This is a genomic window from Saccharopolyspora gregorii (genome assembly GCF_024734405.1).
GTDB classification, from domain to species: Bacteria; Actinomycetota; Actinomycetes; order Mycobacteriales; family Pseudonocardiaceae; genus Saccharopolyspora_C; species Saccharopolyspora_C gregorii.
This window is the reverse complement of sequence record NZ_CP059556.1, coordinates 4,148,005-4,173,252: the sequence shown is the minus strand read 5'-3', so window position 1 is coordinate 4,173,252 and position 25,248 is coordinate 4,148,005. Positions and strand designations below refer to the sequence as shown.

23 protein-coding genes are annotated in these 25,248 nt (G+C 73.7%); 11 read left to right on the top strand and 12 right to left on the bottom strand.

The features are described from left to right. Nucleotides 1-20: 20 nt before the first annotated feature. Nucleotides 21-992 (bottom strand): TIGR03557 family F420-dependent LLM class oxidoreductase, encoded by a 972-nt coding sequence (locus tag H1226_RS18065; RefSeq protein WP_258341786.1) that lies wholly within the window; start codon nucleotides 990-992, stop codon nucleotides 21-23. A gap of 67 nt (nucleotides 993-1,059) precedes the next feature. Continuing rightward, on the bottom strand, nucleotides 1,060-1,629 hold the full coding sequence (locus H1226_RS18060) for a TetR/AcrR family transcriptional regulator (RefSeq protein ID WP_258341785.1): 570 nt from the start codon (nucleotides 1,627-1,629) through the stop codon (nucleotides 1,060-1,062). Between the two features lie 134 nt (nucleotides 1,630-1,763). Here H1226_RS18060 and H1226_RS18055 point away from each other — a divergent pair, with 134 nt between their 5' ends. The 4 genes from H1226_RS18055 to H1226_RS18040 all read left to right on the top strand — a co-directional run bounded on the left by H1226_RS18055 (nucleotide 1,764) and on the right by H1226_RS18040 (nucleotide 7,939). Next, a complete protein-coding gene (locus tag H1226_RS18055; RefSeq protein WP_258341784.1) occupies nucleotides 1,764-3,338 on the top strand; it encodes a GMC oxidoreductase in 1,575 nt (524 codons plus the stop codon). Nucleotides 3,339-3,584: 246 nt separating this feature from the next. After that, the gene (locus H1226_RS18050) at nucleotides 3,585-5,318 is read left to right on the top strand and encodes an ABC transporter ATP-binding protein (protein ID WP_258341783.1); all 1,734 of its coding nucleotides are present in this window, start codon (nucleotides 3,585-3,587) and stop codon (nucleotides 5,316-5,318) included. Further along, a complete protein-coding gene (locus H1226_RS18045) occupies nucleotides 5,315-7,147 on the top strand; it encodes an ABC transporter ATP-binding protein (protein ID WP_258341782.1) in 1,833 nt (610 codons plus the stop codon). Before H1226_RS18050 ends, H1226_RS18045 begins: the two co-directional genes overlap by 4 nt. A gap of 18 nt (nucleotides 7,148-7,165) precedes the next feature. Next, a complete protein-coding gene (locus tag H1226_RS18040; protein ID WP_258341781.1) occupies nucleotides 7,166-7,939 on the top strand; it encodes a 3-oxoacyl-ACP reductase in 774 nt (257 codons plus the stop codon). Between the two features lie 30 nt (nucleotides 7,940-7,969). Here the strand turns inward: H1226_RS18040 and bioD are convergent, their stop codons facing one another. Genes bioD through bioB form a run of 4 tightly spaced genes read right to left on the bottom strand, consistent with a single transcriptional unit; the run spans nucleotide 7,970 to nucleotide 12,082 of the window. After that, a complete protein-coding gene (gene bioD / locus H1226_RS18035; protein WP_258341780.1) occupies nucleotides 7,970-8,626 on the bottom strand; it encodes a dethiobiotin synthase in 657 nt (218 codons plus the stop codon). Then, nucleotides 8,623-9,774, bottom strand: coding sequence for an 8-amino-7-oxononanoate synthase (locus H1226_RS18030; RefSeq protein ID WP_258341779.1), 1,152 nt, complete (start codon nucleotides 9,772-9,774; stop codon nucleotides 8,623-8,625). The genes bioD and H1226_RS18030 overlap by 4 nt, the downstream gene beginning before the upstream one ends. Beyond that, nucleotides 9,771-11,030 carry an adenosylmethionine--8-amino-7-oxononanoate transaminase gene (locus tag H1226_RS18025; RefSeq protein ID WP_309148741.1) on the bottom strand — a complete coding sequence of 420 codons (1,260 nt, stop codon included), beginning with the start codon at nucleotides 11,028-11,030 and terminating at the stop codon, nucleotides 9,771-9,773. Before H1226_RS18025 ends, H1226_RS18030 begins: the two co-directional genes overlap by 4 nt. Next, complete coding sequence (gene bioB, locus H1226_RS18020) at nucleotides 11,027-12,082, bottom strand: biotin synthase BioB (protein ID WP_258341778.1); 1,056 nt, start codon at nucleotides 12,080-12,082, stop codon at nucleotides 11,027-11,029. Before bioB ends, H1226_RS18025 begins: the two co-directional genes overlap by 4 nt. 93 nt (nucleotides 12,083-12,175) lie before the next feature. Here bioB and H1226_RS18015 point away from each other — a divergent pair, with 93 nt between their 5' ends. Beyond that, on the top strand, nucleotides 12,176-12,727 hold the full coding sequence (locus tag H1226_RS18015; RefSeq protein WP_258341777.1) for a TetR/AcrR family transcriptional regulator C-terminal domain-containing protein: 552 nt from the start codon (nucleotides 12,176-12,178) through the stop codon (nucleotides 12,725-12,727). Between the two features lie 257 nt (nucleotides 12,728-12,984). Here the strand turns inward: H1226_RS18015 and H1226_RS18010 are convergent, their stop codons facing one another. Continuing rightward, nucleotides 12,985-13,788 (bottom strand): GNAT family N-acetyltransferase, encoded by an 804-nt coding sequence (locus H1226_RS18010; RefSeq protein WP_258341776.1) that lies wholly within the window; start codon nucleotides 13,786-13,788, stop codon nucleotides 12,985-12,987. A gap of 185 nt (nucleotides 13,789-13,973) precedes the next feature. On the opposite strand from H1226_RS18010, the gene H1226_RS18005 reads away from it, so the two are divergent. Beyond that, entirely contained in the window at nucleotides 13,974-15,437 is a 1,464-nt protein-coding gene (locus tag H1226_RS18005; RefSeq protein WP_258341775.1) for an amidase, read from the top strand. A 107-nt stretch (nucleotides 15,438-15,544) separates the two neighbouring features. Continuing rightward, on the top strand, nucleotides 15,545-16,858 hold the full coding sequence (locus H1226_RS18000) for a cytochrome P450 (RefSeq protein ID WP_258341774.1): 1,314 nt from the start codon (nucleotides 15,545-15,547) through the stop codon (nucleotides 16,856-16,858). A gap of 34 nt (nucleotides 16,859-16,892) precedes the next feature. Here H1226_RS18000 and tatA read toward each other — a convergent pair whose 3' ends face one another. The 3 genes from tatA to H1226_RS17985 all read right to left on the bottom strand — a co-directional run bounded on the left by tatA (nucleotide 16,893) and on the right by H1226_RS17985 (nucleotide 19,577). Then, nucleotides 16,893-17,177, bottom strand: a complete 285-nt coding sequence (gene tatA, locus H1226_RS28190; RefSeq protein ID WP_309148740.1) for a Sec-independent protein translocase subunit TatA — start codon at nucleotides 17,175-17,177, stop codon at nucleotides 16,893-16,895. A 236-nt stretch (nucleotides 17,178-17,413) separates the two neighbouring features. Then, nucleotides 17,414-18,571 (bottom strand): glycosyltransferase, encoded by a 1,158-nt coding sequence (locus H1226_RS17990; protein WP_258341773.1) that lies wholly within the window; start codon nucleotides 18,569-18,571, stop codon nucleotides 17,414-17,416. 154 nt (nucleotides 18,572-18,725) lie between these two features. Then, complete coding sequence (locus tag H1226_RS17985) at nucleotides 18,726-19,577, bottom strand: helix-turn-helix domain-containing protein (protein ID WP_258341772.1); 852 nt, start codon at nucleotides 19,575-19,577, stop codon at nucleotides 18,726-18,728. Nucleotides 19,578-19,757: 180 nt separating this feature from the next. Between H1226_RS17985 and H1226_RS17980 the strand changes: the two genes are divergently transcribed. From H1226_RS17980 to H1226_RS17970, 3 genes are all read left to right on the top strand, one after another. Then, nucleotides 19,758-20,447: a type 1 glutamine amidotransferase domain-containing protein gene (locus tag H1226_RS17980; protein WP_258341771.1), complete on the top strand. Its 690-nt coding sequence runs from the start codon at nucleotides 19,758-19,760 to the stop codon at nucleotides 20,445-20,447. A 287-nt stretch (nucleotides 20,448-20,734) separates the two neighbouring features. After that, nucleotides 20,735-20,917 carry a hypothetical protein gene (locus H1226_RS17975; protein ID WP_258341770.1) on the top strand — a complete coding sequence of 61 codons (183 nt, stop codon included), beginning with the start codon at nucleotides 20,735-20,737 and terminating at the stop codon, nucleotides 20,915-20,917. Nucleotides 20,918-21,095: 178 nt separating this feature from the next. Beyond that, nucleotides 21,096-21,758 (top strand): GntR family transcriptional regulator, encoded by a 663-nt coding sequence (locus tag H1226_RS17970; RefSeq protein ID WP_224961251.1) that lies wholly within the window; start codon nucleotides 21,096-21,098, stop codon nucleotides 21,756-21,758. A 78-nt stretch (nucleotides 21,759-21,836) separates the two neighbouring features. Here H1226_RS17970 and H1226_RS17965 read toward each other — a convergent pair whose 3' ends face one another. Both H1226_RS17965 and H1226_RS17960 read right to left on the bottom strand, forming a co-directional pair. Then, complete coding sequence (locus H1226_RS17965; protein WP_258341769.1) at nucleotides 21,837-23,000, bottom strand: NAD(P)/FAD-dependent oxidoreductase; 1,164 nt, start codon at nucleotides 22,998-23,000, stop codon at nucleotides 21,837-21,839. Then, complete coding sequence (locus tag H1226_RS17960) at nucleotides 23,001-23,345, bottom strand: bifunctional 3-phenylpropionate/cinnamic acid dioxygenase ferredoxin subunit (protein WP_224961255.1); 345 nt, start codon at nucleotides 23,343-23,345, stop codon at nucleotides 23,001-23,003. Between the two features lie 412 nt (nucleotides 23,346-23,757). Here H1226_RS17960 and H1226_RS17955 point away from each other — a divergent pair, with 412 nt between their 5' ends. Beyond that, nucleotides 23,758-25,191 (top strand): MFS transporter, encoded by a 1,434-nt coding sequence (locus H1226_RS17955; protein WP_258341768.1) that lies wholly within the window; start codon nucleotides 23,758-23,760, stop codon nucleotides 25,189-25,191. Nucleotides 25,192-25,248: the final 57 nt, after the last annotated feature.

The window sequence follows — 25,248 nt, the reverse complement described above, 5'->3', positions numbered from 1 at the left end:
CCGGCCCCGGCGGGCGCCGGTCAGCCCACGAGGCTGCGGAGCCGGGGCAGCAGTTCGCGCCGGGAGAACTCGAAGAACCCGTCCTGGTGCTCGTCCCCGCCGACCTGCACGAGGGCGACGTCGGTGAACCCGGCGTCCCGGAACGACGAGACCGCGTCCACGATCGGCTCGGCGTCCGGGCCGCACGGGATGTTCTCGGCCACGTCCTCGGGCCGCACGAACCGGGTCGCCGCGGCGAACCCGGCCGGTCCGGGCAGGTCCGCGTTGACCCGCCAGCCGCCGGCGAACCACCGGAACTGCTCGTGCGCCCGCTCGATCGCCGCGTCCCGGTCGGTGCCCCAGGACACCGGCAGCTGGCCGACCTTCCGGTCGCCGCCACCTGCGGAGTCCCAGCCGCGGCACAGCGCCTCGCTGGGATCGGTCGCGATCATCGTCTCGGCCAGCGGCGCGAACCGGGAGGTGGATCCCGGGCCGGACACGGCGATGCCGATCGGCACCGGCCGCGCAGGCACGTCCCACAACTTCCCGGCGTCGACGCGGAAGTGCTCGCCCGCGTAGTCGACCCGGTCACCGCCGGAGAGCGCGCGGATGATCTCGACGGCCTCGACGAGCATCTCGTGCCGGACGCCGACCGACGGCCAGCCGCGGCCCACGACGTGCTCGTTGAGGTTCTCCCCGGCGCCGAGCCCGAGCGTGAACCGGTCCTGCGAGAGCAACCCGATCGTCGCGGCCTTCTGCGCCACGATCGCCGGGTGGTAGCGCAGGATCGGCGCGGTCACGTAGGTCATCAGCTCCAGCCGCTCGGTCACCTGGGTGACCGCGCCGAGCACGCTCCACGCGTACGGCGAGTGCGCTTGGGCGTCCAGCCAGGGCGAGTAGTGGTCGCTCATCACCGCGAAGTCGAAGCCGGCGTCCTCGGCGAGCGGGGCGTGGCGCACCAGCGCGCGCGGGCCGGACTGCTCGGTCATCAACGTGTATCCGATCCGAACCATGCCGCCCAGGCTGGCAGCAGCCGCGCTTGAACGCGTCCCGGCGGCCCGTGCGGTGCGAGGACGCGGCTCAGCCGGGGCGCGGGCAGAGCCCGTCGAGGGTGACGGCGATCAGCTTGCGCACCGCGTCGTCGGCGCGCGGCAGCTTCGAGGCGAGCGCCCCTTCGACCATCTCCAGCACGAGCACGAGGTCGGCCGGGTCGAGGTCGGTGCGCACTTCGGCCGCGGCCTGCGCGCGGTGGAAGGCGGGGGTGAGCACGGTGACCAGGGCGTCGGCGAAGCGCTGCTGCTCCTGCTCGGGCAGCTGCCGGATGAGGTTGACCAGCGGCCGCCGCACCACCAGGTCGGACAGCACGACGTGCAGCAGCTCGCGGAACGGCCGGTGCTCGCGTTCGGCGCCGTCGACGAGGCGCGCGAGGGCGTCGATGCGGTGCGCCGCGACGGTGGTGGCCAGCGCGTGCCGGTCGGAGAAGTGGCGGTAGACGGTAGCGCGGCCGAGCCCGGCGCGGCGCGCGATCTCCTCGATCTGCACCGGTTCGGAGCCTTCGGCGAACGCCTCGTCCGCCGCCCGCAGGATGATCTCGCGGTTGCGGCGGGCGTCGGTGCGCTGCGGGGTCAGCAACGCTCGCCGTTCGCGCACGACGCGTGATGCTACCCGTGCGTAGTGAGAACGTCGACCGGTTTCCGCTCTCGGTTCGGTTCCCTACGCTTCCGAGCCACCCGCGCCCGTGATCAGCGATGACGCGCCGAGTCCCACACCGCACAGGAGCCCGCATGCCCGAACTGAGCCGACGTTCCGTCCTCAAAGGCGCCGCCGTCGCCACCGGCCTCACCGCGCTCGGCGCGCCGAGCGCCGCCGCGTCGAACCGGGTGCGGCTGACCCGCGAGGAACACCGGGTCGTCGTCATCGGATCCGGGTTCGGCGGCGGGGTCACCGCGCTGCGCCTCGCCCAGGCCGGGGTGCCGGTGCTGGTGCTGGAACGCGGCGTCCGGTGGCCCACCGGGCCGAACGCGGACACCTTCCCGAGCATCACGCGGCCGGATTCGCGCATCTCCTGGCTGGGGTCCACGCCGTCGCTGTTCGGCCTGGAGCTCGCCCCGTTCGACCGCTTCACCGGGCTGATCGAGCAGGTCCCCGGCCGCGGCATGGACATCATGTGCGCCGCGGGGGTCGGTGGCGGCTCGCTGGTCTACCAGGGCATGACGCTGCAACCGGACGAGGACGTGTTCAACGCGACGCTGCCCGAGCAGCTCGACTACCGGCGGATGGCGCGGGAGCACTACCCGCGGGTGGCGTCGATGCTGCGCCTGGCGACCGCACCGGACGAGCTGATCGCCAGCGCGACCTACGAGCCGTCCCGCGCGTTCGCCCGCGGCGTCGAGCGCGCCGGGTACCCGCTGTCGAAGATCCCGATGCCGATCGACTGGGACTACGCGCTGCGCGAGCTGACCGGCGAGCTCAAGCCGTCCTACACCAACGGGGACTGCGCGTTCGGCGTGAACAACGGCGGCAAGCACTCCGTCGACGTCACCTACCTCGCCGCCGCCGAAGCCACCGGACGGGTCACCGTCGCACCCCAGCACCACGTCACCGACGTGGCGCAGGCCCCCGACGGGCGCTGGCAGGTGCACGTGGACCGCATCGCCACCGACGGCACCGTGCTGGAGCAGAAGGTCATCACGGCCGGGGCGCTGGTGATGGCGGCGGGCACCGCGAACACCACCAAGCTGCTGATGCGGGCCGCCGCCAAGGAGCGGATCCGCGACCTGCCCGACGGTCTCGGCTCCGGCTGGGGCTCCAACGGGGACCGCATCTACACCTGGACCAGCTTCGCCGAGGACTTCGGCTCGCCCCAGGGCGGTCCCGTCGTCTACGGCAGCCTGGAGTGGGACGACCCGGCGCGGGCCAACACGGTCATCCAGGCGTCGATCCCGCCGATCGCGGACTTGCGCACCACGATGCTCGTCGGCTACGGGGTCAGCGAGGGCCGCGGCGAGTTCGTCTACGACGCGCACGCCGACGACGCGGTGCTGCACTGGCCGCACGACGGCGACGCCGAGCTGGCCCGGCACGTCGACGAGCGGGTCGCCCGCATCGCCGGGGACGGCGCGGTGCGGCTGGACACCACCTCGCTGGTGCCGAACACCTGGCACCCGCTGGGCGGCGCGTCGATGGGCTCGGTCTGCGACCTGGCCGGGCGGGTGCTCGGCAAGCGCGGGCTGTACGTGCTCGACGGCGCGCTGCTGCCCGGCACCAGCGCGGCCTGCAACCCGTCCATGACCATCGCCGCTGTCGCCGAACGCGCCACCGACGAACTCGTCGCCCACGACGTCGGCACGGTGATCTGAGGCGGTCCGCCCGCGGCACCGGACGAGCCGGACCCGGCCGCCGCGGCGGGGTCCGGCGCGGCGGCGGAAGCCGCGATTTCCGCACCGAGCGGGCGAATCCGGCGCCGACCGGTACGGCGCGTGGTGCGAGCGCCACCGGGAGCGATCAGGGCCGCCCGCGTGCCCGGTCCCGTCGTGGTCGCGGTTTAAGCTGGTCGGTGGTCCGCCGCCGATCGCGGCGACCTCCCCGAACCGTTGAGAGATCGCGTGCTGCTCCGATTGCTGCGGGCCCACCTGAGGCCCTACCGGTCGTCGATCGTCCTGCTGGTGCTGCTCCAGCTGGTCCAGACGGTCGCCACCCTCTACCTGCCGACGCTGAACGCCGACATCATCGACCGCGGGGTGCTCACCGGCGACGAGGGCTACATCCTCCGCGTGGGCGCCGTGATGCTCGCGGTGTCGCTGCTGCAACTGGTCTGCTCGATCGCCGCGGTCGGGTTCGCCGCGCGCATCGCGATGTCGCTGGGCGGGGACCTGCGGGCCTCCGTGTTCGACCGCGTGCAGTCCTTCTCCGGTCGCGAGGTGGGCCGGTTCGGCGCCCCGTCGCTGATCACCCGCACCACCAACGACGTGCAGCAGATCCAGATGCTGGTGCTGATGACCTGCGCGATGATGATCACCGCGCCGATCATGTGCGTGGGCGGGATCCTGCTGGCGCTCAATCAGGACGTGGCGCTGTCCGGGCTGCTGCTGGTGATCGTGCCGGTGCTCGGCGCGTTCATCGGCGTGCTGGTGTCCCGGCTGCGCCCGGTGTTCCGCGAGATGCAGCAGCGCATCGACACCGTCAACCGCGTGCTGCGCGAGCAGATCAACGGCCTGCAGGTGATCCGCGCGTTCGGCAAGGACGTGCACGAGCAGCGCCGCTTCGGCGCCGCGAACGCCGAGCTCACCGCCAGCGCCCTGCGCGTCGGGAACCTGATGGCGCTGATGTTCCCGACCGTGCTGGTCGTGGTGAACGTCTCCAGCGTCGCGGTCACCTGGTTCGGCGCCGGCCGCATCGACGATGGCAGCATGCAGGTCGGGGCGCTGGTGGCGTTCCTGGCCTACCTGATGCAGATCCTCATGTCGGTGATGATGGCGACGTTCATGTTCATGATGATCCCGCGCGCCGAGGTGTGCGCCGAACGCATCCAGGAAGTCCTCGGCACCGAGACCACCGTGCGCCTGCCGGAGCGGCCCGTCCGCGAGCTCACCGGGCACGGCGAGCTGGAGCTGCGCGACGTCGGATTCCGCTACCCGGGCGCGGAACGGCCGGTGCTGCAGGGCATCACCTTCGAAGCAGGGCCGGGCGAGACCACCGCGATCATCGGCAGCACCGGCAGCGGCAAGAGCACGCTGATCAACCTGATCCCGCGGTTGTCCGACGCCACCGGCGGCGCCATCCGCATCGACGGGGTGGACGTGCGGGAGATCGACCCGGACCTGCTGACCCGCACCGTGTCCTACGTGCCGCAACGGCCCTACCTGTTCTCCGGCACCATCGCGAGCAACCTGCGCCACGGCGACCCGGACGCCACCGACGAGGAGCTGTGGCACGCGCTGGAGGTCGCCGCGGCCGCCGACTTCGTGCGCGAGCTGCCCGGCGGCCTCGACGCCGAGCTGTCCCAGGGCGGCGGCAACGTCTCCGGCGGCCAGCGGCAGCGGCTCGCGATCGCCCGGGCCCTGGTGCGGCGCCCCGAGATCTACCTGTTCGACGACTCGTTCTCCGCGCTCGACTACGCCACCGACGCCGAAGTCCGCGCCGCGCTGCGCCGCGACACCGCCGACGCGACCGTCGTCATCGTCGCCCAGCGGGTCAGCACCATCCGCGACGCCGACCGCATCCTCGTGCTCGACGCGGGCGAACTCGTCGGCGTCGGCACCCACCGGGAACTGATGCGCGACAACGAGACCTACCGGGAGATCGTCCTGTCCCAGCTCACCGAACAGGAAGCGGCATGAGCGCCCCCACCCGCGCCCCCGGGCGGCCCGCCGCCCCCGCCGGATCACCGGGCGCCAATCGGCCGGAGGGGTTCGCCACCGCGGGCCGCCGCCTGCTCGGGCTGCTGCGGCCCGAACGCCCGCTGCTGGTCGCGGTGCTGGTGCTGGCCGTGGTGAGCGTGCTGCTCAGCGTCCTCGGACCCCGCTACCTCGGGAAGGCGACCGACCTCGTCGTCGCGGGCGGGGTCGGTGGCGGCGGCGTCGACTTCGGCGCCGTCGGCACCGTGCTGCTGGTGGCGCTGGGGGTGTACCTCGGCTCCTGGCTGTTCGGCGTCGCCCAAGCCCGGCTGATCAACGGCGCCGTGCAGCGCACCGCCAGCCGGTTGCGCCGCGACGCGGAGGAGAAGCTGGCGAAGCTGCCGGTGAGCCACTTCGACCGCCAGTCCCGCGGCGAGGTGCTCAGCCGGGTCACCAACGACATCGACAACGTCGGGCAGTCGCTGCAGCAGACGTTCTCGCAGGTGATCACCTCGGTGCTGACCATCCTCGGCGTGCTGGCCGTGATGTTCTTCATCTCCCCGCTGCTGGCGGTGTTCGCGCTGGTCAGCATCCCGATCTCGGCGCTGGTCACCATCCTGATCGGCAAGCGCGCGCAGCCGCAGTTCGCCGCGCAGTGGAAGAGCACCGGCGAGCTCAACGGGCACGTCGAGGAGATGTACACCGGGCACGCCACCATCAAGGCGTTCGGCCGCGGCCGCGAAGCCGCCGAGATCTTCCGGCAGCGCAACGAGGCGCTGACCAAGGCCTCGTTCCGCGCGCAGTTCCTGTCCGGCGTGATCCAGCCGAGCATGATGTTCCTGAGCAACCTGAACTACCTGCTCGTCGCCGTCGTCGGCGCGCTGCGGGTGTCGGCCGGGGCGCTGACCATCGGTGACGTGCAGGCGTTCGTGCAGTACTCGCGGCAGTTCAGCCAGCCGCTCACCCAGGTCGCGAGCATGGCGAACCTGGTGCAGTCCGGCCTGGCCTCCGCCGAGCGGGTCTTCGCGCTGCTCGACGCCCCCGAGCAGGACCCGTCCCCGGACCTGGCGCCGAAGACCGGACGGCCCCGCGGCCGCGTCGAGTTCGAGCACGTCGCGTTCCGCTACGACCCGGACGAGCCGCTGATCGAGGACCTCTCGCTGGTCGCCGAACCCGGTGCCACCGTCGCCATCGTCGGTCCCACCGGCGCGGGCAAGTCCACGCTGGTCAACCTGCTGATGCGGTTCTACGAGATCACCGGTGGCCGGATCACCCTCGACGGCGAGGACACCAGCGCCATGTCCCGGGAACGGCTGCGCGCCGCCACCGGCATGGTGCTGCAGGACACCTGGCTGTTCGGCGGCACCATCGCGGAGAACATCGCCTACGGCAAGCAGAACGCCACCCGCGAGGAGGTCGTGGCCGCCGCGAAGGCCGCGCACGTCGACCACTTCGCCCGCAGCCTCCCGGACGGCTACGACACCGTCATCGACGACGAGGGCACCGGGGTCAGCGCGGGGGAGAAGCAGCTGATCACCATCGCCCGCGCGTTCCTCGCGGACCCGGCGATCCTCATCCTCGACGAGGCGACCAGCTCGGTGGACACCCGCACCGAGGCCCTGATCCAGCGCGCCATGGCCACGCTGCGCACCGGCCGCACCGCGTTCGTCATCGCGCACCGGCTGTCGACCATCCGCGACGCCGATGTGATCCTGGTGATGGAGCGCGGCGCCATCGTCGAGCAGGGCACCCACGACGAACTGGTCGCGAAGGGCGGCGCCTACGCGCGGCTGCACCGGGCCCAGTTCACCGGTCCGGCCGAAGTGGACTGACGCACCGACGGGAGGACCATGAGCAGTGCGGGGATCGTCGACGAGCCGGTGCTCATCACCGGTGGCGGACGCGGGCTCGGGGCCGCCCTGGTGCGGGCGTTCGCCGAGCAGGGCGCCCGCGTCCTGATCGACTACCGGCGCAGCCGGGACGCGGCGGAGGAGCTCGCCGCGAGCATCGGCGCGGACCGGGCGCTGGCCGTGCGGGCCGACGTCACCGACGAGCGGCAGGTCGCCGACCTGTTCGCCGCCGGCCGGGAGCACTTCGGCGCGCCGGTGGGGACCGTGGTGAACAACGCGCTCGCCGACTTCTCCTTCAACGGCGACCAGCGCTCCCCGGCGGACCGGATCCGCTGGGACGAGTTCGCCGCGCAGTTCGACGGCACGGTCCGGGGCGCGCTGCACGTCGCGCAGGCCGCGCTGCCGGGGATGCGGGAACGCGGCGGCGGCCGGATCGTCAACATCGGCACCAACCTGTTCCAGCACCCCGTGGTGCCCTACCACGACTACACGGCGGGCAAGGCCGCGCTGCTGTCGCTGACCCGCACCCTCGCCGCCGACCTCGGCCCGGACGGGATCCTGGTGAACATGGTCTCCGGCGGGCTGCTGCGCACCACCGACGCCAGCGCCGCCACGCCCGCCGCGGTCTTCGACGGGATCGCCGCGAGCACCCCGCTGCGGCGGGTCGTCACCCCGGCGGAGTTCGCCGACGCGGTGCTGTTCTTCGCTTCCCCGTGGTCCCGCGCGGTCACCGGGCAGAACCTCGTCGTCGACGGCGGTCTCGTCAACGGCTGACGTCGCACCGGCTTCCGCCGCGAGAGCCCGTCACCCGGTGAACCAGGTGGGGACGAGGTGGCGGAAGCGGCCCGGCGGGAGGTTCCCGGCGCTCGCGGGGAGTGCGCCGACGACGGGGGCTCCGGTGACGCGGGGGAGTTCGGCGAGGTTGCACCGCTCGGCCTGGCCGAGCTCGGCGGGCACCGAACCGAGCACCAGGACGGGGTCCAGGCCGCGGGAGCGCAGCGCGCCGACCGCGAGTTCGGTGTGGTTGAGCGTGCCCAGGCCCAGCCGGGTCACCAGCACCACCCGCACCGGGTGGTCCCGGGCGAGCTCGGCGGCCAGGTCCAGCACCGTGCCGCCCGCGGTGTCGAGGCGCACCAGCACCCCGCCGGCCCCTTCCACGATCACCTGGTCGTGCGCGCGGGCGAGCTCGCGGATGCGGGCGGCGTGCGCGGCCACCGGCGGGATCTCGACGCCGCGCAACCGGGCCGCGGTGTCCGGTGCGAGCGGGTCGGCCAGCCGCACCAGCTCGGCGACCGCGCATCCGGCGAGCGCGCGCACCACGTCCACGTCCGGTTCGTCGGTGCCGACCCCGGTCTGCGCGGGTTTCACCACGAGCGTCCCCGGCCCGGAGCGGGCGGCGAGCGCCGCGGTCGTCACGGTCTTGCCGACCCCGGTGTCGGTTCCGGTCACCACGGTGATCACGCGGTCCGCCGCCCTGCCGCGCGCTGCTCGTCGACGACCCGGGCGAGCACGTCGACCGCGCGCGACCAGTCCGCGGCGTCGAGCGCGGCGGAGGTGGTGGCGCGCAGCCGGGACACCCCGTCCGGTACCGACGGCGGCCGGAAGCACCCGACGCGGACCCCGGCGGCCAGCACCGCGGCCTGCGCGGCGAGCGCGCACCGCGGCGACGGCATCGGCACCGACAGCACCGCGCCCGCCGAGGGCGGCACGCCGAGCCGCGCGGCCAGTTCCGCGCCCCGCCGGTGCACCAGCGACGGCAGTTCGGGCTCCCGCCGCAGCACGCGCAGCGCGGCCAGCGCCCCCGCCGTCGGCGCCGGTGCCAGCGCGGTGTCGAAGATGAACGGGCGGGCCCGGTTGACCAGGTGGTCGACCAGCGCGGCCGAGCCGAGCACCGCGCCGCCCATCGCGCCGAACGACTTGGACAGCGTCGCGGTCAGCACCACGTGCGGGTGCCCGGCCAGTCCGTGCGCGTGCACCAGTCCGCGCCCGCCGCTCCCGACCACGCCGAGGCCGTGCGCCTCGTCGACGACGAGCAGCGCGTCGTGCTCGGCGCACACCGCGGCCAGTGCCGGCAGCGGCGCCGCGTCCCCCAGCACCGAGAAGATCGATTCGGTGAGCACCAGCGCCCGCCGCGACCCGGCCGCGGCCAGCGCCGCGCGGACCGCGGCCACGTCGTTGTGCGCAACCACCTCGATCGCCGCCCGGGACATCCGCGCGGCGTCGATCAGCGAGGCGTGCGCGTGCGCGTCGGAGACGACCAGCGCGTCCTTCCCGGCCAGGGCGGTGACCGCGGCCAGGTTGGCCTGGTAGCCGGTGGAGAGCACCAGCGCCGACTCCCGGCCCGTGAAGTCGGCGAGCTCCCGCTCCAGCTCGGCGTGCAGCGTCGTCGTCCCGGTGACCAGCCGCGACGCGCCCGAACCGGCGCCCCACTCCCAGCTGGCAGCGGCGGCGGCGCGCCGCACCTCCGGGTGGCGGCGCAGGCCCAGGTAGTCGTTGCCCGCGAGGTCCAGCCGCTCGTCGTCGGCCGGTCGCGGCCGCAGCTCGCGCCGCAACCCGGCGCGCTCCCGCTCGGCCCGCTGCGCGGCGAGCCAGCCGTCCCAGCCGCTCATCCCGCCTCCGCCGCGGCGGCGATGGCGGTGCACACGGCCGCGATGTCCGCGTCGTCGCACACGTACGGCGGCATGGTGTAGATCAGGTCCCGGAACGGCCGCAGCCACACCCCGTGCGCCAGCGCCGCCTCGGTCGCCCGCGCCACGTCCACCTGGTGGTCCAGCCGCACGACCCCGACCGCGCCCAGCACCCGCACCTCGGCGGCCGGAATCCGGTGCAGCGCCTGCAATCCCGCGCCGATCCGGCGCACCTGCGCCGACCAGTCCGAAGTGGACAACAGGTCGAGGGAGGCGCAGGCGACCGCGCACGCCAGCGGGTTCCCCATGAACGTCGGGCCGTGCATGAGCGCGCCCGACTCGGACGCGGAGACACCCCGCGCCACCTCGGTGCTGCACACCGCCGCGGCCAGCGACAGGTAGCCGCCGGTAAGCGCCTTGCCGACGCACACCACGTCCGGGCGCACCCCGGCGGCGTCGGCGGCGAAGAAGTGCCCGGTGCGCCCGAACCCGGTGGCGATCTCGTCGAAGATCAGCACGAGCCCGTGCTCGTCGGCGACCTCCCGGAACACCCGCAGGCAGGCGGGGGAGTACGGCCGCATCCCGCCCGCGCCCTGCAGCAGCGGTTCCACGACGAGCCCGGTGAGCCGGTCGGCGTGCTCGGCGGCGAGCGCCCGGAACCGCTGCGCCCACGCCGGAACGTCGGCGTCGAGCTCCGGTGGCCGGTCGCCGAACACCTGCGGCGGCAGCAGCCCGGACCACATCGAGTGCATGCCGCCCACCGGATCGCACACGCTCATGCAGTCGAAGGTGTCGCCGTGGTAGCCGCCGCGGACGGTGAGGAACCGGTTCCGGCCGGGCCGCCCGCTGCCGCGCTGGTGCTGCAACGCCATCTTCATCGCCACTTCCACCGCCACCGAACCGGAATCGGCGAGGAAGACGTGGTCGAGCCCGGTGAGCTCCACGAGCCGTCCGGCGAGTTCGACCGCCGGTTCGTGGGTGAGGCCGCCGAACATGACGTGCGACATCCGATCGACCTGGCGGCGCACCGCCTCGTCCAGCACCGGGTGCCGGTAGCCGTGCACCGCCGACCACCAGGAGGACATCCCGTCCACCACCGGCCCGATCCCGTCCAGGGTGATCCTGCTGCCCGCCGCGCCGGTGACCAGCCGCGTCGGCGCCGGATCGGTCATCGAGGAGTACGGGTGCCACAGCTGCGCCCGGTCCTGCCGGAGCAGCGCGCCGCCGGCCGCGGTCACGCGTTCGGCAGCACGTCGGTGCCCGCGCCGCGGCGGCGGATCGCGGGTTCGGCCCGCTGCGCGAGGTCCTGCTCGGAACCGAGCACCACGAAGCCGCCGTCGCGGATCAGCTCCAGGTCCCGTTCCGCCTCCTGCCCCTCGGAGGTCAGGTAGTCGCCGAGGAAGATCGAGTTCGCCAGGTGCAGCGCGATCGACTGCACCGACCGCAGGTGCAGCTCGCGGCCGCCCGCGATGCGGATCTCCCGGTCCGGGCAGACGAACCGCGCCATCGCCAGCACCAGCAGGCAGCGGGTGGGGGTGAGGTCCCAGGTGTGCTGGAACGGGGTGCCGTCGAACGGGATCAGGAAGTTCACCGGGATCGAGTCGGAATCCAGCTCGCGCAGCGCGAACAGCGCTTCGACCAGCTGCTCGTCGGTTTCGCCGAGCCCGGCGATCAGCCCGGAGCAGGGGGAGAGCCCGGCGTCCTTCGCGCGCTGCACGGTGTCCACCCGGTCCGCGTAGGTGTGGGTCTGCACGATCTCGGCGTGGTGGCTCTCGGCGGTGTTGATGTTGTGGTTGTAGGCGTCGACCCCGGCGTCCTTGAGCCGCTGCGCCTGGCCGTCCTTGAGCAGCCCGAGGCAGGCGCAGACCTCCACGTCCGGGTGCTGCCGCTTCAGCGCGCCCGCCAGGTCGGCGACCTTGTCGACGTCCCGGTCGGACGGTCCGCGCCCGGAGGCGACCAGGCACACCCGGCAGGCGCCGCCGTGCAGGCCCGCCGCGGCCTGGTCGAGCGCGGCGTCCTGGGACAGCCACGAGTACTTGAGGATGGGCGCGCTGGAACCGAGCGCCTGCGAGCAGTAGTTGCAGTTCTCCGGGCACAGCCCCGATTTCAGGTTCACCAGGTAGTTGACCTTCACGGTGTTGCCGAAGTGCGCGCGGCGCAGCCGGCCCGCGGCGGCCACCACGTGCAGCAGCTCGGCGTCGGCGGCGCGCAGCACCGCGAGCGCGTCGTCGGGGGTGGCCGGGCTGCCCGCGAGGATCGCGTCGGCGAGCCGGTCGAAGTCGCTGGTCATCGCTGCTCCAGAGGTCGGCGACCTGAACGCCGTTCAGGTGAACGGCGTTCAGGTTAGACTGGAGGGGTCGGACCGTCAAACGGGAGGAACCGCGTGCGCTACCACCGCGGCGACGTCATCGACCGCGCCCTCGCGGTCCTCGACGAGTACGGGCTCGAATCGCTGACCATGCGGCGGCTGGCCGCCGAACTCGGCGTGCAACCCAGCGCGCTCTACCACCACGTGCCGAACAAGCAGACGCTGCTGGCCGCGGTCGCCGACGAGATCGTGCGCCGCGGGCGGCGGCCGCACCGCGCCCGGCGGTGGGACGCCCGGGTCGTGGAGATCTGCACCGAACTGCGCGACGCGATGCTCGCCTACCGCGACGGCGCCGAAGTCGTCGCCACCGCGCACACCTTCGGCCTCGGCGAGGACGAACCGGCGGGCCGGTTGCGGACCGCGCTCGCCGACGGGGGCCTGCCCGCCGAGCTGGTCGACATCGCGACCCGCACCTTCCTGCACCTCGTCTTCGGCCACACCAACGAGGAGCAGACCGCGCTGCAGGCCGCCAGCGCGGGGGCCATCGACCGCGAGCCCGGCGGCCACGCCGACTTCGAGCAGAGCCTCGACCTCGTCCTCGACGGCCTCCGCGCCCGCACCGGTTGATCAGTGTTTCTTGGTGGTGCTCGGTTTGCTGAGCACTCGGGTAGCGGAACCTCAGCGGTTCCCTCGCTGCGGGATCGATTTCCCGAGTGGCTCCGCCACGAGGGAAATCGCTGTCCTCGCGAGGAAACCGCTGAGAACCCGCCGGTGGTCCGGCTGCGTGCGTGGTCGGCGGCTCAGCGGCTTCGCCGCTGACAAGACACGGACACGACCCGCCTGGCAGGCTCGAATATCGGCGGTGAAGTCGCAGGCGATCCGGTTCAGGACCGCAGGGAGTAGTAGTGGATCGGGGTGTTCGGGGTGAGGCCGATGCGCCGGTAGACGGGTGCGCCCGCGGCGGTGGCGTGCAAGGTCGCTCGGGTGAGGCCGGTGGCGCGGGCGCCCTCGTGCAGCGCCTTGCGGGTCACGGCCTCGCCGAAGCCCTGCCGCTCCTGCGCCGGATCCGTCGCCACCAGCACCACGAACAACCGGCCCTCGCACGGCACGGTCGCGGCCGCCGTCACCGGGACGCCGTCCCGCAACCCCAGGTAGGCGTGCACGTCGGTGCGCCACAGCCGGGAACCGGCCAGCCCGTCCCGGCCGTCCGCCGGTGGGAAGCCGTAGGCGCGGGAGTTCAGGTCGGCGTAGGCCACCAGCTGCTCCTCGGTGCGCACCCGCACGAACTCCAGCAGCGGGTGCTCGGGGTCCGGGATCGGCAGCAGGTCGCCCGCCATGCCGGCGCCGGAGAACGCCAGGTCCAGCCCGGCGCGATCGGCGGCCGCGGGCAGCTCGGCGCGGGCCGCCGGAGCGAGCAGGTCCTCGAACAACCACAGGAACCCGGTGCGCCGCTTCTCCCGCATGATCTCCGCGGCCCGCTCCAGCCGCTCCGGCAGCCGATCCGCGCCGAGGCCGTGCTCGGTCAAGGTGACGCAGTTCCAGAACGCGAACCGCGACTCGGCCCAGCGCACCGCCACGCCGGGCAGGTCGCGCACGTCGGCGGCCGGATCGGCGTCGAGCACCAGGGGGCGCCAGCCGCACGTCAGCTGGTCCAGGGATTCCACCGCTGCCGCCTCGACCGCCGTCATGTCCGCGCCTCCCCGTCGTGCACACCTGATGATCCCATCGTAGCAACGAGTGATCGACCGGCGGGCGTGCCGAACGGGCCGTCCGGGAGATCGCGAGTTCGTCCGACGCCGCGGACCCGCGGGTCGTGGCGGCGTGGCAGGCTGATCGGCGGCGGGAACCCCTCGACGGCGGCGGGAGTGTCGGCATGGCGGAAGCGGTGCGGGAAGATCTCCGGGACGGTGAGCTCACCTGGCTCGACGCGACCGCGCAGGCCGAACTGGTCGCCCGCGGCGAGGTGTCCCCGCTGGAACTCGTCGAAGCCGCCGTCGACCGCATCGAGCGCGTCGATGGCGAGCTGAACTCGGTGATCACCCCGCTGTTCGAGAAGGCGCTGGCGCAGGCCGCCGATCCCGCCCTGCCCGCGGGGCCGTTCCGCGGGGTGCCGATGCTGCTCAAGGACGTCCTCTGCCACTCCGCGGGCGACCCGCTGCACGCCGGGCTGCGGGTGCTGCGCGACGCCGGCTGGGTCGAGCAGGCGGATTCGCACCTGGCGGCCCGGTTCCGCGCCGCCGGATTCGTGTTCTGCGGCAAGGCGAACGTGTCCGAGTTGGCCATGAGCATCACCACCGAACCGCTCGCGCACGGACCGACCCGCAATCCCTGGGACCCGGCGCGCTCCCCGGGCGGTTCCAGCGGTGGATCGGCCGCGGCCGTCGCCGCCGGACTCGTGCCCGTCGCGCACGCCAACGACATGGCCGGGTCCATCCGGATCCCGGCGAGCAGCTGCGGGCTCGTCGGGCTGAAGCCGACCAGGGCCCGCACCTCCCTCGGTCCCGGCCACGGCGAGCACTGGGGCCCGGTGACGCACGAGCACGTGCTCACCCGCTCGGTGCGGGACACCGCCGCGGTGCTCGACGCGATCGCCGGGATGGCGCCCGGTGACCCGTACACCGCGCCGCCGCCCGCCCGGCCCTACCGGGACGAGGTCGGCGCCGATCCCGGGGTGCTGCGCATCGGCTTCCGCACCGAACGGCCCGGCGGCGGGCCGGTGCACCCGGACTGCGCGGCGGCCGTGGACGGGGCGGCCCGCTCGCTCGCCGAGCTCGGCCACCTCGTGGCGCCCACCGCGGCCGCCGCGCTGGACGACGCGGAACCGATGGCCGCGATGGCGACCGTGTTCGGCGCGACCGCCGCCTGGGAGCTGGAGCGCTGGTCGCGGCGTCTCGGCAGGCGCATCGACCCCGCCGAGCTGGAACCGGTGAACGCGCTGCTCGCCGAGCAGGGCGCCGCGGTCACCGCCGCGCAGTGGCTCGGTGCGATGGACACCGCGCAACGCTGGTCGCGCAGCCTCGCCGCGCTGTGGGAGGACGAGCTCGACGTGCTGCTCCTGCCCACCCTGCCGGACCCGCCCCCGCCGCTCGGCCTGCTCGCGCCGAGCCAGGACCCGGAGGTGCTGCTCGCGGAGACCGCCGCGCGGATCGCGTTCACCGCGCCGTTCAACCTCACCGGGCAGCCGGCGATCTCGCTGCCGCTGCACCGCGCCGACGGGGTGCCGATCGGCGTGCAGCTGGTCGCCGGCTACGGGCGCGAGGACGTGCTGGTCCGGCTCGCCGCCCAGCTGGAGCGGGCCGTGCCGTGGTCCGGAGCGCGGCCGCAGATCTCCGCCTAGCCGTTCGTGATCGCCTTCCGCGTAGCGTGGTCGGTGGTACCGGAACCGGCGCGGTCGCGGTGTCCGCCCCGGAACGGGCCGCAGTCCCGAGCGACGAGAGGACCTCGATGACCACCACCGGCGATCGGACCTCCACCCACGACCCCGTACCGGCCACCGACGTGCTGATCCGGCGCCCGCTGCCGCCGGAGCTGCTGGCGCGCGGCAGCGACCCGTTCGCCCCGCCACCCGGCCTGGACGCGCTGCGCGCGCAGGGCCCCGTGGCGGGCGTGCGGCTGCGCAACGGCGCGCACCTGTGGATGGTCACCGGGTTCGCCGAATCCAAGGCGCTGCTCACCGACGAGCGGTTCAGCGCCGACACCCACCGCCACCCGAACGCCATGCAGCTCGACCCCGAGCAGGTGGTGCGCCACCAAGCCGCCGTCGCGGCGGGCACCGGCGGGTGCCCGGTCACCGACGTGCCGCCCACCGGCGGCCGGTTCATCTTCATGGACCCGCCCGAGCACACCCGGCTGCGCAGGCTGCTCGTCGGCCAGTTCACCGTGCGCCGGATGCGCGCGCTGGAGGCCAGGGTGCGGGAGATCGCCGTCGAGCACGTCGAGGCGATGCGGGCCGCGGGCGCCCCCGCCGACCTGGTGACCGACTTCGCGCTGCCGCTGCCGTCGCTGGTGATCTGCGAACTGCTCGGCGTCGCCCCCGCCGACCGCGACGGCTTCCAGGACCGGACCGCCGTGCTGGTGAACCTGGACGCGGACGAGGAGACCCGGCTGCGGGCCTACGCCGAGCAGGACGAGTTCATGCGCGGGCTCGTCGCCGACAAGCGGGCGCACCCCGCCGACGACCTGATCTCCGGTCTGGTGCACGGCGACGCGGATCCGGCGCTGAGCGACCGGGAACTGGTCGACATCTCCTCGATGCTGCTCGGGGCGGGGCACGAGACCACCGCGAACATGCTCGCCCTCGGCACCTTCGCGCTGCTGGAGCACCCCGACCAGCTCGCGGCGCTGCGCGCGGAACCGGAGCTGATCGACACCGCGGTGGAGGAGCTGCTGCGCTACCTGTCGGTGGTGCACACCGGCCCGGTGCGGGTCGCGGTGCAGGACGTGGAGCTCGGCGGGGTCACCGTGCGGGCCGGGGACACCGTGATGGTGTCGCTGCCGGAGGTGGACAGGGATCCCGGCCGCTGGCCCGAACCGGACCGGCTGGACCTGCGGCGCACCCGCAACCACCACTTGGCGTTCGGGCACGGCGTGCACCAGTGCCTGGGCCAGCAGCTGGCGCGGGTGGAGCTGCGCATCGGGCTGGCGGAACTGCTGGCGCGGCTGCCCGGGCTGCGGCTGGCGGTCCCGCCCGCGGAGGTGGGCCTGCGCACCGAGATGGTGATCTACGGCGTGCACTCGCTGCCGGTGGCCTGGGACTGACGGGCGGGCGGTCCCGCCGCGGTGCGGTGCCGGGTCAGCCCGCGGTGGTCTCGCGGGCGGGTTCGGCGGCCGTCGCGGGCGCGGTGGCCGAGCGCTGCGGGGCCGGTTCCGGCCCGATCGGTTCCTGGGCGGCCGGAAGCTGGGCGGCCGGAACTTGGGCGGCCGCGTCCTCGTCCTCCCGCAGGCTCCGCGCCTCGGCCTTGAGCACTCGCGCGGACCGGCCGAGCGAGCGGGCCACCTCGGGCAGCTTGTTCGACCCGAACAGCAGCACCAGCACGCCCAGGACGAGCACCAGCTGCCATCCACCCGGCATCGTCATGATCTCGAACCTCCGTCTCGGCGTCCTCTGATTCCAGGTGCCACGGTGGCACACGGCCCGGACGGGCCGTCCGGTGCACCGAGTTCGGGCGGAATGCGGTGGTCCGCGCCGTCCCCACCGGACGGGGGAGCGAGGGGGCCGCGTGGTCGGCGACGGTGGTTCGAGCTCCGGCGACGAGCCGGGCGCGGCCAGGACTTCCGCTTGGCCGAGCCCGGTACGGCCGTTCGTCCGGGCGGTCAGGCCACGGGTTCGGGGGAGCCGGTGAGGGCGCGCAGCACGTCCGCGGGCGCGGGACGGGTGCTGAGCTCCGCCGCGACGGCCGCGGCCCGCGCCGCGTACGACGGATCGGACAGCACCCGCTCGATCGCCGCGGCGATCCCGGCGGGGGAGTCGACGACGACCGCGACCCCGGCGGCCGCCGCGCGCGCTGCGTTGGTCGGCTGGTCCGCGCCCTGCGGGCACAGCACCAGCGGAATCCCGCGGCTCAGCGCGCCGAGCACGGTGCCGGAACCACCGGCGCCCACCACCAGGCCCGCCCCGTCGAGCAGGTCGTCCAGCGGTGCGAACGGCACGTAGTGGATCTCGGCGCCGGAGTCGCGCACCTCGTCGGCGCGCGCCGCGTTCGGCCCCGCGCCGTGGGCCATGCCCAGCGTGACCCGCAGGTTCAGCGGCCTGCTCGACACGGCCGCGACGAACTCGTCCAGCACCTGCGGGTCGGAGAAGACGGTGCCCAGCGTGACCAGCGCGGTCAGCCGGTCCGCGGTCGCGAACCCGCGTTGCGGCGCCTCCCGGCCCTCGGGGCGGCGGTGCGCCCGGCCGCGCACCGGCAGCGGCGGCACCGGGCTGGACCAGCCCGGCTCCTGCAACTCCTCCGGCCACGGGTCCAGGTAGGTGGTGGGCGGTTCGGGGACGATCCCGGCCTCGCGGTGGTACCGGGCCGCCGAAGTCCCGATCAGCTCGGCGAGCTCCGGCGGGACCGCCGGGCCGATTCCCGCCTGGTGCCAAGGGATTCCGAGCGCGGCTGCGACGAGCGGGCCGGTGGTGTCGTAGTACTCGGCGATCACCAGGTCCGGTGCCCAGTCCCGCGCGCGCTCGACGGACTCGGCACCGCCGAGCTCCAAGCGGCAGGCGCCGAAGACCTCCCCGACGACCTCCGGCGCCGGGCGCATCACGTCGGTCCCGGTGCGGCGCGCGGCTTCGGCGGTGAACTCGATCGCCGTCGGACCGGCGGCGAGCAGCCGCACCCCGGCCGCCAGTTCGTCCTCGACCGCGGGCCGCATGTCGCCGCTGGTGAGCACCGCCGCCTGGTGCCCGTCGGCGAGCGCGGCCTCGATCAGCGCGGCGAGCGGCAGGAGGTGGCCGTAGGCGGGGACGGCGCAGAACAGCACGCGCACGGGGCGACTCCAAGAGCTGAGGGGGGTGCGCGCGGTGTCGCGCACTCGACCGGCGGCGCCGCGGCGCCACCGGCTCCCACGGTAGGGATGATGCCGGATTCGCCCCGCCGGGCGGGGCCGGAATTCCCCTTCCCGAGGGGAAAATCCTCGCCGGTCAGCGCGGCCGGGCGGGCACGCCCCAGCTGGCGAGCAGGCCCAGCGCCTCCCGGGAGGACGAGCCGGGTTCGGCGGTGTAGACGAACAGCGTGGTGTCCGGGTCGCCGGGCAGCGCGAAGGTCTCGTACTCGACGGTGAGCTCGCCGACCACCGGGTGCCGCAACCGCTTCGACCCGTGGGTGCGCTGGTGCACCCGGTGCTCGTCCCACCACCGGCCGAACTCCCGGCTGCCCGCGCGCAGTTCCGCGACCAGCGCCACCGCCGCCCGGTCCTCGGGGTCCGCGCCGACGTCGAGGCGGAGGCTCTCCACGGTCGTCCGCGCGTGCACCTCCCAGTCCGCGAACAGCTCCCGGGTGCCGTCGTCGAGGAACATCCAGCGCGCGTAGTTGCGCCGGGCCGCGGGCATCCGCTCGAAGTCGGTGAACAGCGCCCGCGCCATCCGGTTGCTCGCGAGCACGTCGGTGCGCCTGCCGAGCACCAGCGCCGGTTCGCCGTCCAGCGAGTCGAGCAGCTGGTGGACGCCGGGCCGGAGCCGCTGCACCGAGTTCGGCCTGCGGCGCGGGCTCGCGGTCCGGCCGACGAGGGTCGCCAGGTGCGCGCGGCCCGCGGCGTCCAGGTCCAGCGCCCGGCCGATCGCCGCGACCACGGCGGGCGAGGGAACGATCCGCCGTCCCTGTTCGAGCCGCGCGTAGTAGTCGGTGGACACCCCGGCGAGCAGCGCGACCTCTTCGCGCCGCAGCCCGGGGACGCGCCGCACCCGCCCGTCGGCGGGCAGTCCGGCGCGGGCCGGATCACCGAGCCCGCGGGCGCGGCGCAGGAAGTCGGCGAGTTCGCGGTTGTGCTGGGCCATGCCCGCGATTGTCCCGCCGTCCGGGCGCCCGCGGGGGCGTGCGGGTGGACCGCCGAGTCCCAGGTTCGCGGGTCCGCGCACCGGCAGGGCGCGCGATGCGCCGGTTCCGGCGCGCCCCGGCGACCAGGCTGGTGGCCGAACCGGGGAGGAACCCCCGCCGTCGAAAGAGAGAGGCGCCCGATGCGCAAGGTCCTGATCGTCATGTCCGCCGCCGACACCTGGGTCCGCACCGACGGATCGGCCTACCCGACGGGCTACTGGGCGGAGGAGGTCGCCGCGCCGCACGCGGTGTTCGCCGCCGCCGGGTTCGCGGTGGACTTCGCCTCGCCGGGCGGGGTGCGGCAGCCGCTGGACCGGCACAGCGCCGACCCGGAGATCGCCGGGCCGGACTGCGCCCGCCACGTGGCGCACGCGGCGACGGCGCTGGACGAGTTCGGTCCGCTGCTGCCGCTGGCGGAGGTGGTGCTCGACGACTACGCGGCGATCGTGCTGCCCGGCGGGCACGGGCCCGTGGTCGACCTGCACGAGGACCCCGACCTCGGCCGGCTGCTCGTGGCGGCGGACCGCGCCGGCGTCGCCATCGCCGCGGTCTGCCACGGCCCGGCCGCGCTGCTCAGCGCCGTGGACGAGGCGGGGGGTTGGCGGTTCGCGCGGCGGCGGATGGCCGCGTTCACCGATGAGGAGGAGCGGCTGTTCGGCACCGCGGACGGCGCGCCGTGGCTGCTGGCGAGCCGGTTGCGGGAGCGGGGCGCGGTGCACGAGAGCGGGCCCGCCTACCAGCCGTTCACCGTGCGGGACGGGAACCTGTTCACCGGTCAGAACCCGGCGTCGAGCGGCCCGATGGCCGAGCAGGTGCTCGCCGCGCTGTGAACCGGATCCGGCGACCGGCGCAGGTGGTTCCGCCGTCCGCGCCGGTCGCCGCCCCGTCGGACCAGCGCCCTGATGATCACACCCGATCGGCCCAGCAGGGAGAGGTTGAACAATGCACGAAGTCATCACTTCGGCCGAATCTTGATCTACCGCTGGCCGCAATGGGGTGACCGCACGGCGTTGAGCGGCGGAATGAGCTGCCTTCTGGTTACCGAACGTGCTGGAGTGGACGTCCGATCGGGGAGTTGTTCATTCGGAAGAGGGCACTAGAGCTGGAGGCAAGGCTCATGGCAACCGACATCGTGCACGACGGCATCCGGCATTGCGGGAAGGTCTCGCCCTGGGACAGCTTGGCCACCTCGCTGTGCGGCAAGGCGTTCCTGGACAAGACCTACGCCGAGACCATGCTCAGCGGCATGCCGACCTGCCCGGACTGCGTGGCCGCCAAGCGCAGCGGCAAGAAGCGCTGAACCCGGAGCCCCGGAACACCCCGGCCGCGCCACGAACGGTGGCGCGGCCGCGCGCGTTCCACCGAGCGGAAACCGGCCCGGGTTCTGTTCGTGCACAGACCTCCAACAGATACAGTGCTGATATGTCAAGGCTCAAGATGTGCGGAATCGACCGCCCCTCGGTGGAGCCGAGGCCGCGATGAACCCGACGACCACCGATGAACCCGTCTACGCGTCGTTGGCCGACAAGGCGTACGCGGAGATCAGCGACCGGCTCATCATGCTCGACATCCCGCCGATGACCGCGATCGACGACGTGGCGCTGGCGAAATCGCTCGACGTCGGCCGGACGCCGGTCCGCGAAGCGCTGAAGCGGCTGGAGATCGACCGGCTCGTGGTGTCCTACCCGCGCCGGGGGACCTTCGCGACCGCGGTGGACATCACCGACCTCGCCTACATCTCCGAGCTTCGGGTGCAGCTGGAACCGCTGGCGGCCCGCCGCGCCGCCGAATCCGCGAGCGCCGCCGTGCTGGCCGAGCTGGTCGAGATGGCCGACGAGCTCGACGAGGTCGACGTGCGCTCGCTGACCAGGGACGAGCTGATGCGCTGGGACCTGCACGTCCACCGCGCGATCTACCGCGCCGCCGGGAACCCGCACCTGGAGGACACCCTGGTGCGCTACGACAACCTCGCCACTCGCATCTTCTGCCTGTTCCTGGAACGCATGTCGCACTTCGACAGCCACGTCGGCGAGCACTCCGGGCTGCTGCGCGCGATCGGCGCGCGGTCCGCCGACGAGGCCGAGCAGCTGGCCTGCGACCACGTGCTCGGTTTCGAGGAGGCCATCCGCGCGGTGGTGTGATCGCCGGGCGGAGCGAGGAGCGGGGCACCTCGCTCCCTCCGGGACGTGGTCACGGCCGCGGCCGGACCCGGTGCGCGTTCACAACCTGGCGGCGAGCCGCCGCCGCCAGCGCCCGAACGACTTGGCCCGGTCTACCGAGAGCACCCCGACCGGTTCGTCCGCGGAATCCAGGTACAGCGCCAGGAACTCGCCGGAGTTCACGTCGCCCTCCTCGATCCGGACGGTGCAGCCGGGGGTGCGGTGCCCGGCGAACTGGATCTTGCTGCCGTACTGGTCGGACCAGAAGTAGGGGACGGCGTGGTGCGCCGGGGCGGAGTGCTCGGCGCCGAGCAGCGCGGCGGCCGCGGCGGCCGGGTGCTGCGCGGCGTTCGTCCAGTGCTCCAGCCGCAGCGGTTCCGCGGTGTAGTCCCGGTGGGCGTTGGCGCAGTCGCCGACCGCCACCACCTCCGGCACCTCGGTCCGCCCCGCCGCGTCGGTGCGCACGCCGTCCCGCAGCGGGATCCCGGACTCTTCCAGCCATTCCACGTTCGGCTGCGCCCCGATGCCGACCACGACCACGTCGGCGGGCAGTTCGCGGCCGTCGGCGAGCCGGACGGCGGTCACCCGGGGCTCGCCGACCAGCTCGGCGACGCCGGTGCCGACGTGGATCCGCACCCCGTTGCGGGCGTGCATCCGGCCGCACACCTCGCCCATCTCGGGGCCGAGCGCCCGCTGCAGCGGGACGGCGGCGGCCTCGACGACGTCCACTTCGACGCCGAGCCCGACCGCGGTGGAGGCGATCTCGGCGCCGATGAAGCCGGCGCCGATGACGACCAGGCGTGCTCCCGGCACGAGTTCCTCCCGCAGCGCGCGGGCGTCGTCGAGGGTGCGCAACGTCCGGACGCCCTCCGGCACCTGTCCTGGTAGCGCGCGGGCGCGGGCACCGGTGGCGAGCACGACGGCGTCGGAGGTGATCCGCTCGCCGTCCGCCAGCAGCACGGCCCGGTCCCGGAGGTCGAGGCCGGTGGCCGCGCGGCCCAGCCGCCAGTCCACTTCCAGCGCGGAGTCGTCCGGTTCGGTCAGGGCGATGTCGTCCTCGGAGGCGGTGCCCGCGAGGAACTCCTTGGACAGCGGGGGCCGGTCGTACGGGGCGTGCTCCTCGTCGCCGACGACGACGATGCGCCCGTCGAAGCCGTGCTCGCGCAGCGCGCGGACCGCGGTGAGACCGGCGAGCGAGGCTCCGACGACGGTGATCTCGCGCAATCAACTCACCTCTTCCACGACCGCACCGGCGACGGCGTCGACGTCGCTGCTCTCGAGCACGTAGACGATCCCGTCGTCGACGGTGACCCGGTGGGTGCGCACGGGTTTCTTGGCGGGTGGGCCGCTGGGGCGGCCGGTGCGCAGGTCGAAGCAGGCCGCGTGCAGCGGACATTCGACCGCGCAGCCTTCGAGCCAACCGTCGGAGAGCGAAGCGTCCTGGTGCGTGCAGGTGTCGTCGATGGCGAACAGCTCGCCGTCCACGTTGAACACAGCGATCGCCACCTCGCCCTGCACCCGGGCCGACTCGCCGGGAGGGATGTCGGACAGCGCGCCCACTGGAATCATTCTGGCCTCCTGTTGCAGATGGCGGAACCCGTACTGCAATGCGCAACCGATAGAATGAGGCTCGTCACCTTGGTCGTCAACGATGAAATTCGCCGTCCCCGCCGAGCGGGCGAATCGGCGCCCACGGAGGCCTGAGAGTTGCCGCGGGTGTAACGCGCGGAAACCCGCCGGTAGCGAAAACCCTTGTTGCCGTGGGAAGTTCGCGACGCACCGTCGCCGGAGAGCGCCCGCCGGCCGGTGCCCGCGAGGGGTTCCTCGGCGGGCTCCAGGGGGCCGCGAGGGCACCGGAACGGCGTGTTGACCCGGTCCTGACCACCACTTATCGTGCAACAGATATATCAACCACGGACCTGGCGTCGAAGGGGACGGGGCGGCCGGGAACGGCGCGGCAGCGCGCATCGGGGGAGACCTCATGATCGACCGCTCGAAGCGGCCCAGGCGGGCCTTCCGCCGGCCGGTCGTGGAGGAGGAGCGCACCGTCCGGCGCGCCGTCGCCGCGGCGGCGATCGGCAACGTCGCGGAGTGGTACGACTTCGGGATCTACTCCTACCTCGCGGCCGTCGTGCTCGGCCGGGTGTTCTTCCCGGATGGCGGCCAGTGGGCCACCGCCTACACCCTCGGCGCGTTCGCGGCCGCGTTCCTGATGCGCCCGCTCGGCGGATTCGTGTTCGGCAGGCTCGGCGACAAGATCGGGCGCACCAAGGTCCTCTCCGCCACCGTCGTGCTCATGGCCGTGTCCACCGTGCTGCTCGGGCTGATCCCGAGCTACGGGGCGATCGGCGTCGCCGCGCCGCTGCTGGTGCTGTTCGTGCGGATGCTGCAGGGCTTCTCCGCCGGTGGCGAGTACACCGGCGCGCTCACCCTCATCGCCGAGTACTCGCCGGACCGCAGGCGCGGCTTCTTCGGCAGCTGGCTGGAGTTCGGCACCCTCACCGGCTACACGCTCGGCGCCGGGGTGTGCTGGACGGTGATCGCCGTGCTGCCCGAGCAGGACCTGCTCTCCTGGGGCTGGCGGGTGCCGTTCATGCTCGCGCTGCCGCTGGGCATCACCGGTATCTACCTGCGGCTGCGGCTGGAGGACACCCCGGCGTTCCGGCAGCTCATGGAACGCTCACCCGCGCTGGCCACGATGTCCTCCCGGCGCGCGCTGCAGATCGTGGTGACCCGGTACCGGGCGGCCGCGCTCGTCGCCGTCGGCATCGTGGTGGCCTGGAACGTCACGAACTACGTGCTGACGAACTACGTCCCGACCTACCTCACCGGCACGCTGCCGCGCTACGGGCTCGGCGGCACCAGCCCCGAGGTCGCCACCGCGCTCCAGGTCGTCGTCATGGTGCTGATGCTGTGCGTGATCGTCTCGGTGGGGCGGCTCAGCGATCGCGTCGGGCGGAAACCCGTGCTGATGACCGGGAGCGTCGGGCTGGTCCTGCTGGGGCTGCCCGCGGTCTGGCTGCTGCGCGGAGGGCTGGTGGGGCAGGTCGCCGGGCTGCTCATCATCGGCCTGGCGCTGGTGTGCTTCGCGGCGGTCTCGCCGTCCACGCTGCCCGCGCTGTTCCCCACCATGATCCGGTACAGCAGCCTGGCGGTGCTGTTCAACCTCGCCGTGTCGTTGTTCGCCGGCACCGCGCCGACGATCATCGAAGCGCTGGCCACCGCGACCGGGAACCTCGACTGGCCGGGCTACTTCCTGGTCGGGGCCGGGATCGTCGGCGTCGTCAGCACGCGGTTCCTCAGCGAGCAGGCCGGTCGGCCGCTGGACGGGGCGGCACCGCTGACCTCCAGCTCCGAGCTCCCGCCGCCGCCGCTGTCCGCCGACGGCGTGCCGCTGGAGAGCCCGCGGCAGTAGGCGATCCGCGCTGACCGGTGCTGCGCTGCCCGGCGCGGCGTTGCCCGGTCCCGTGCT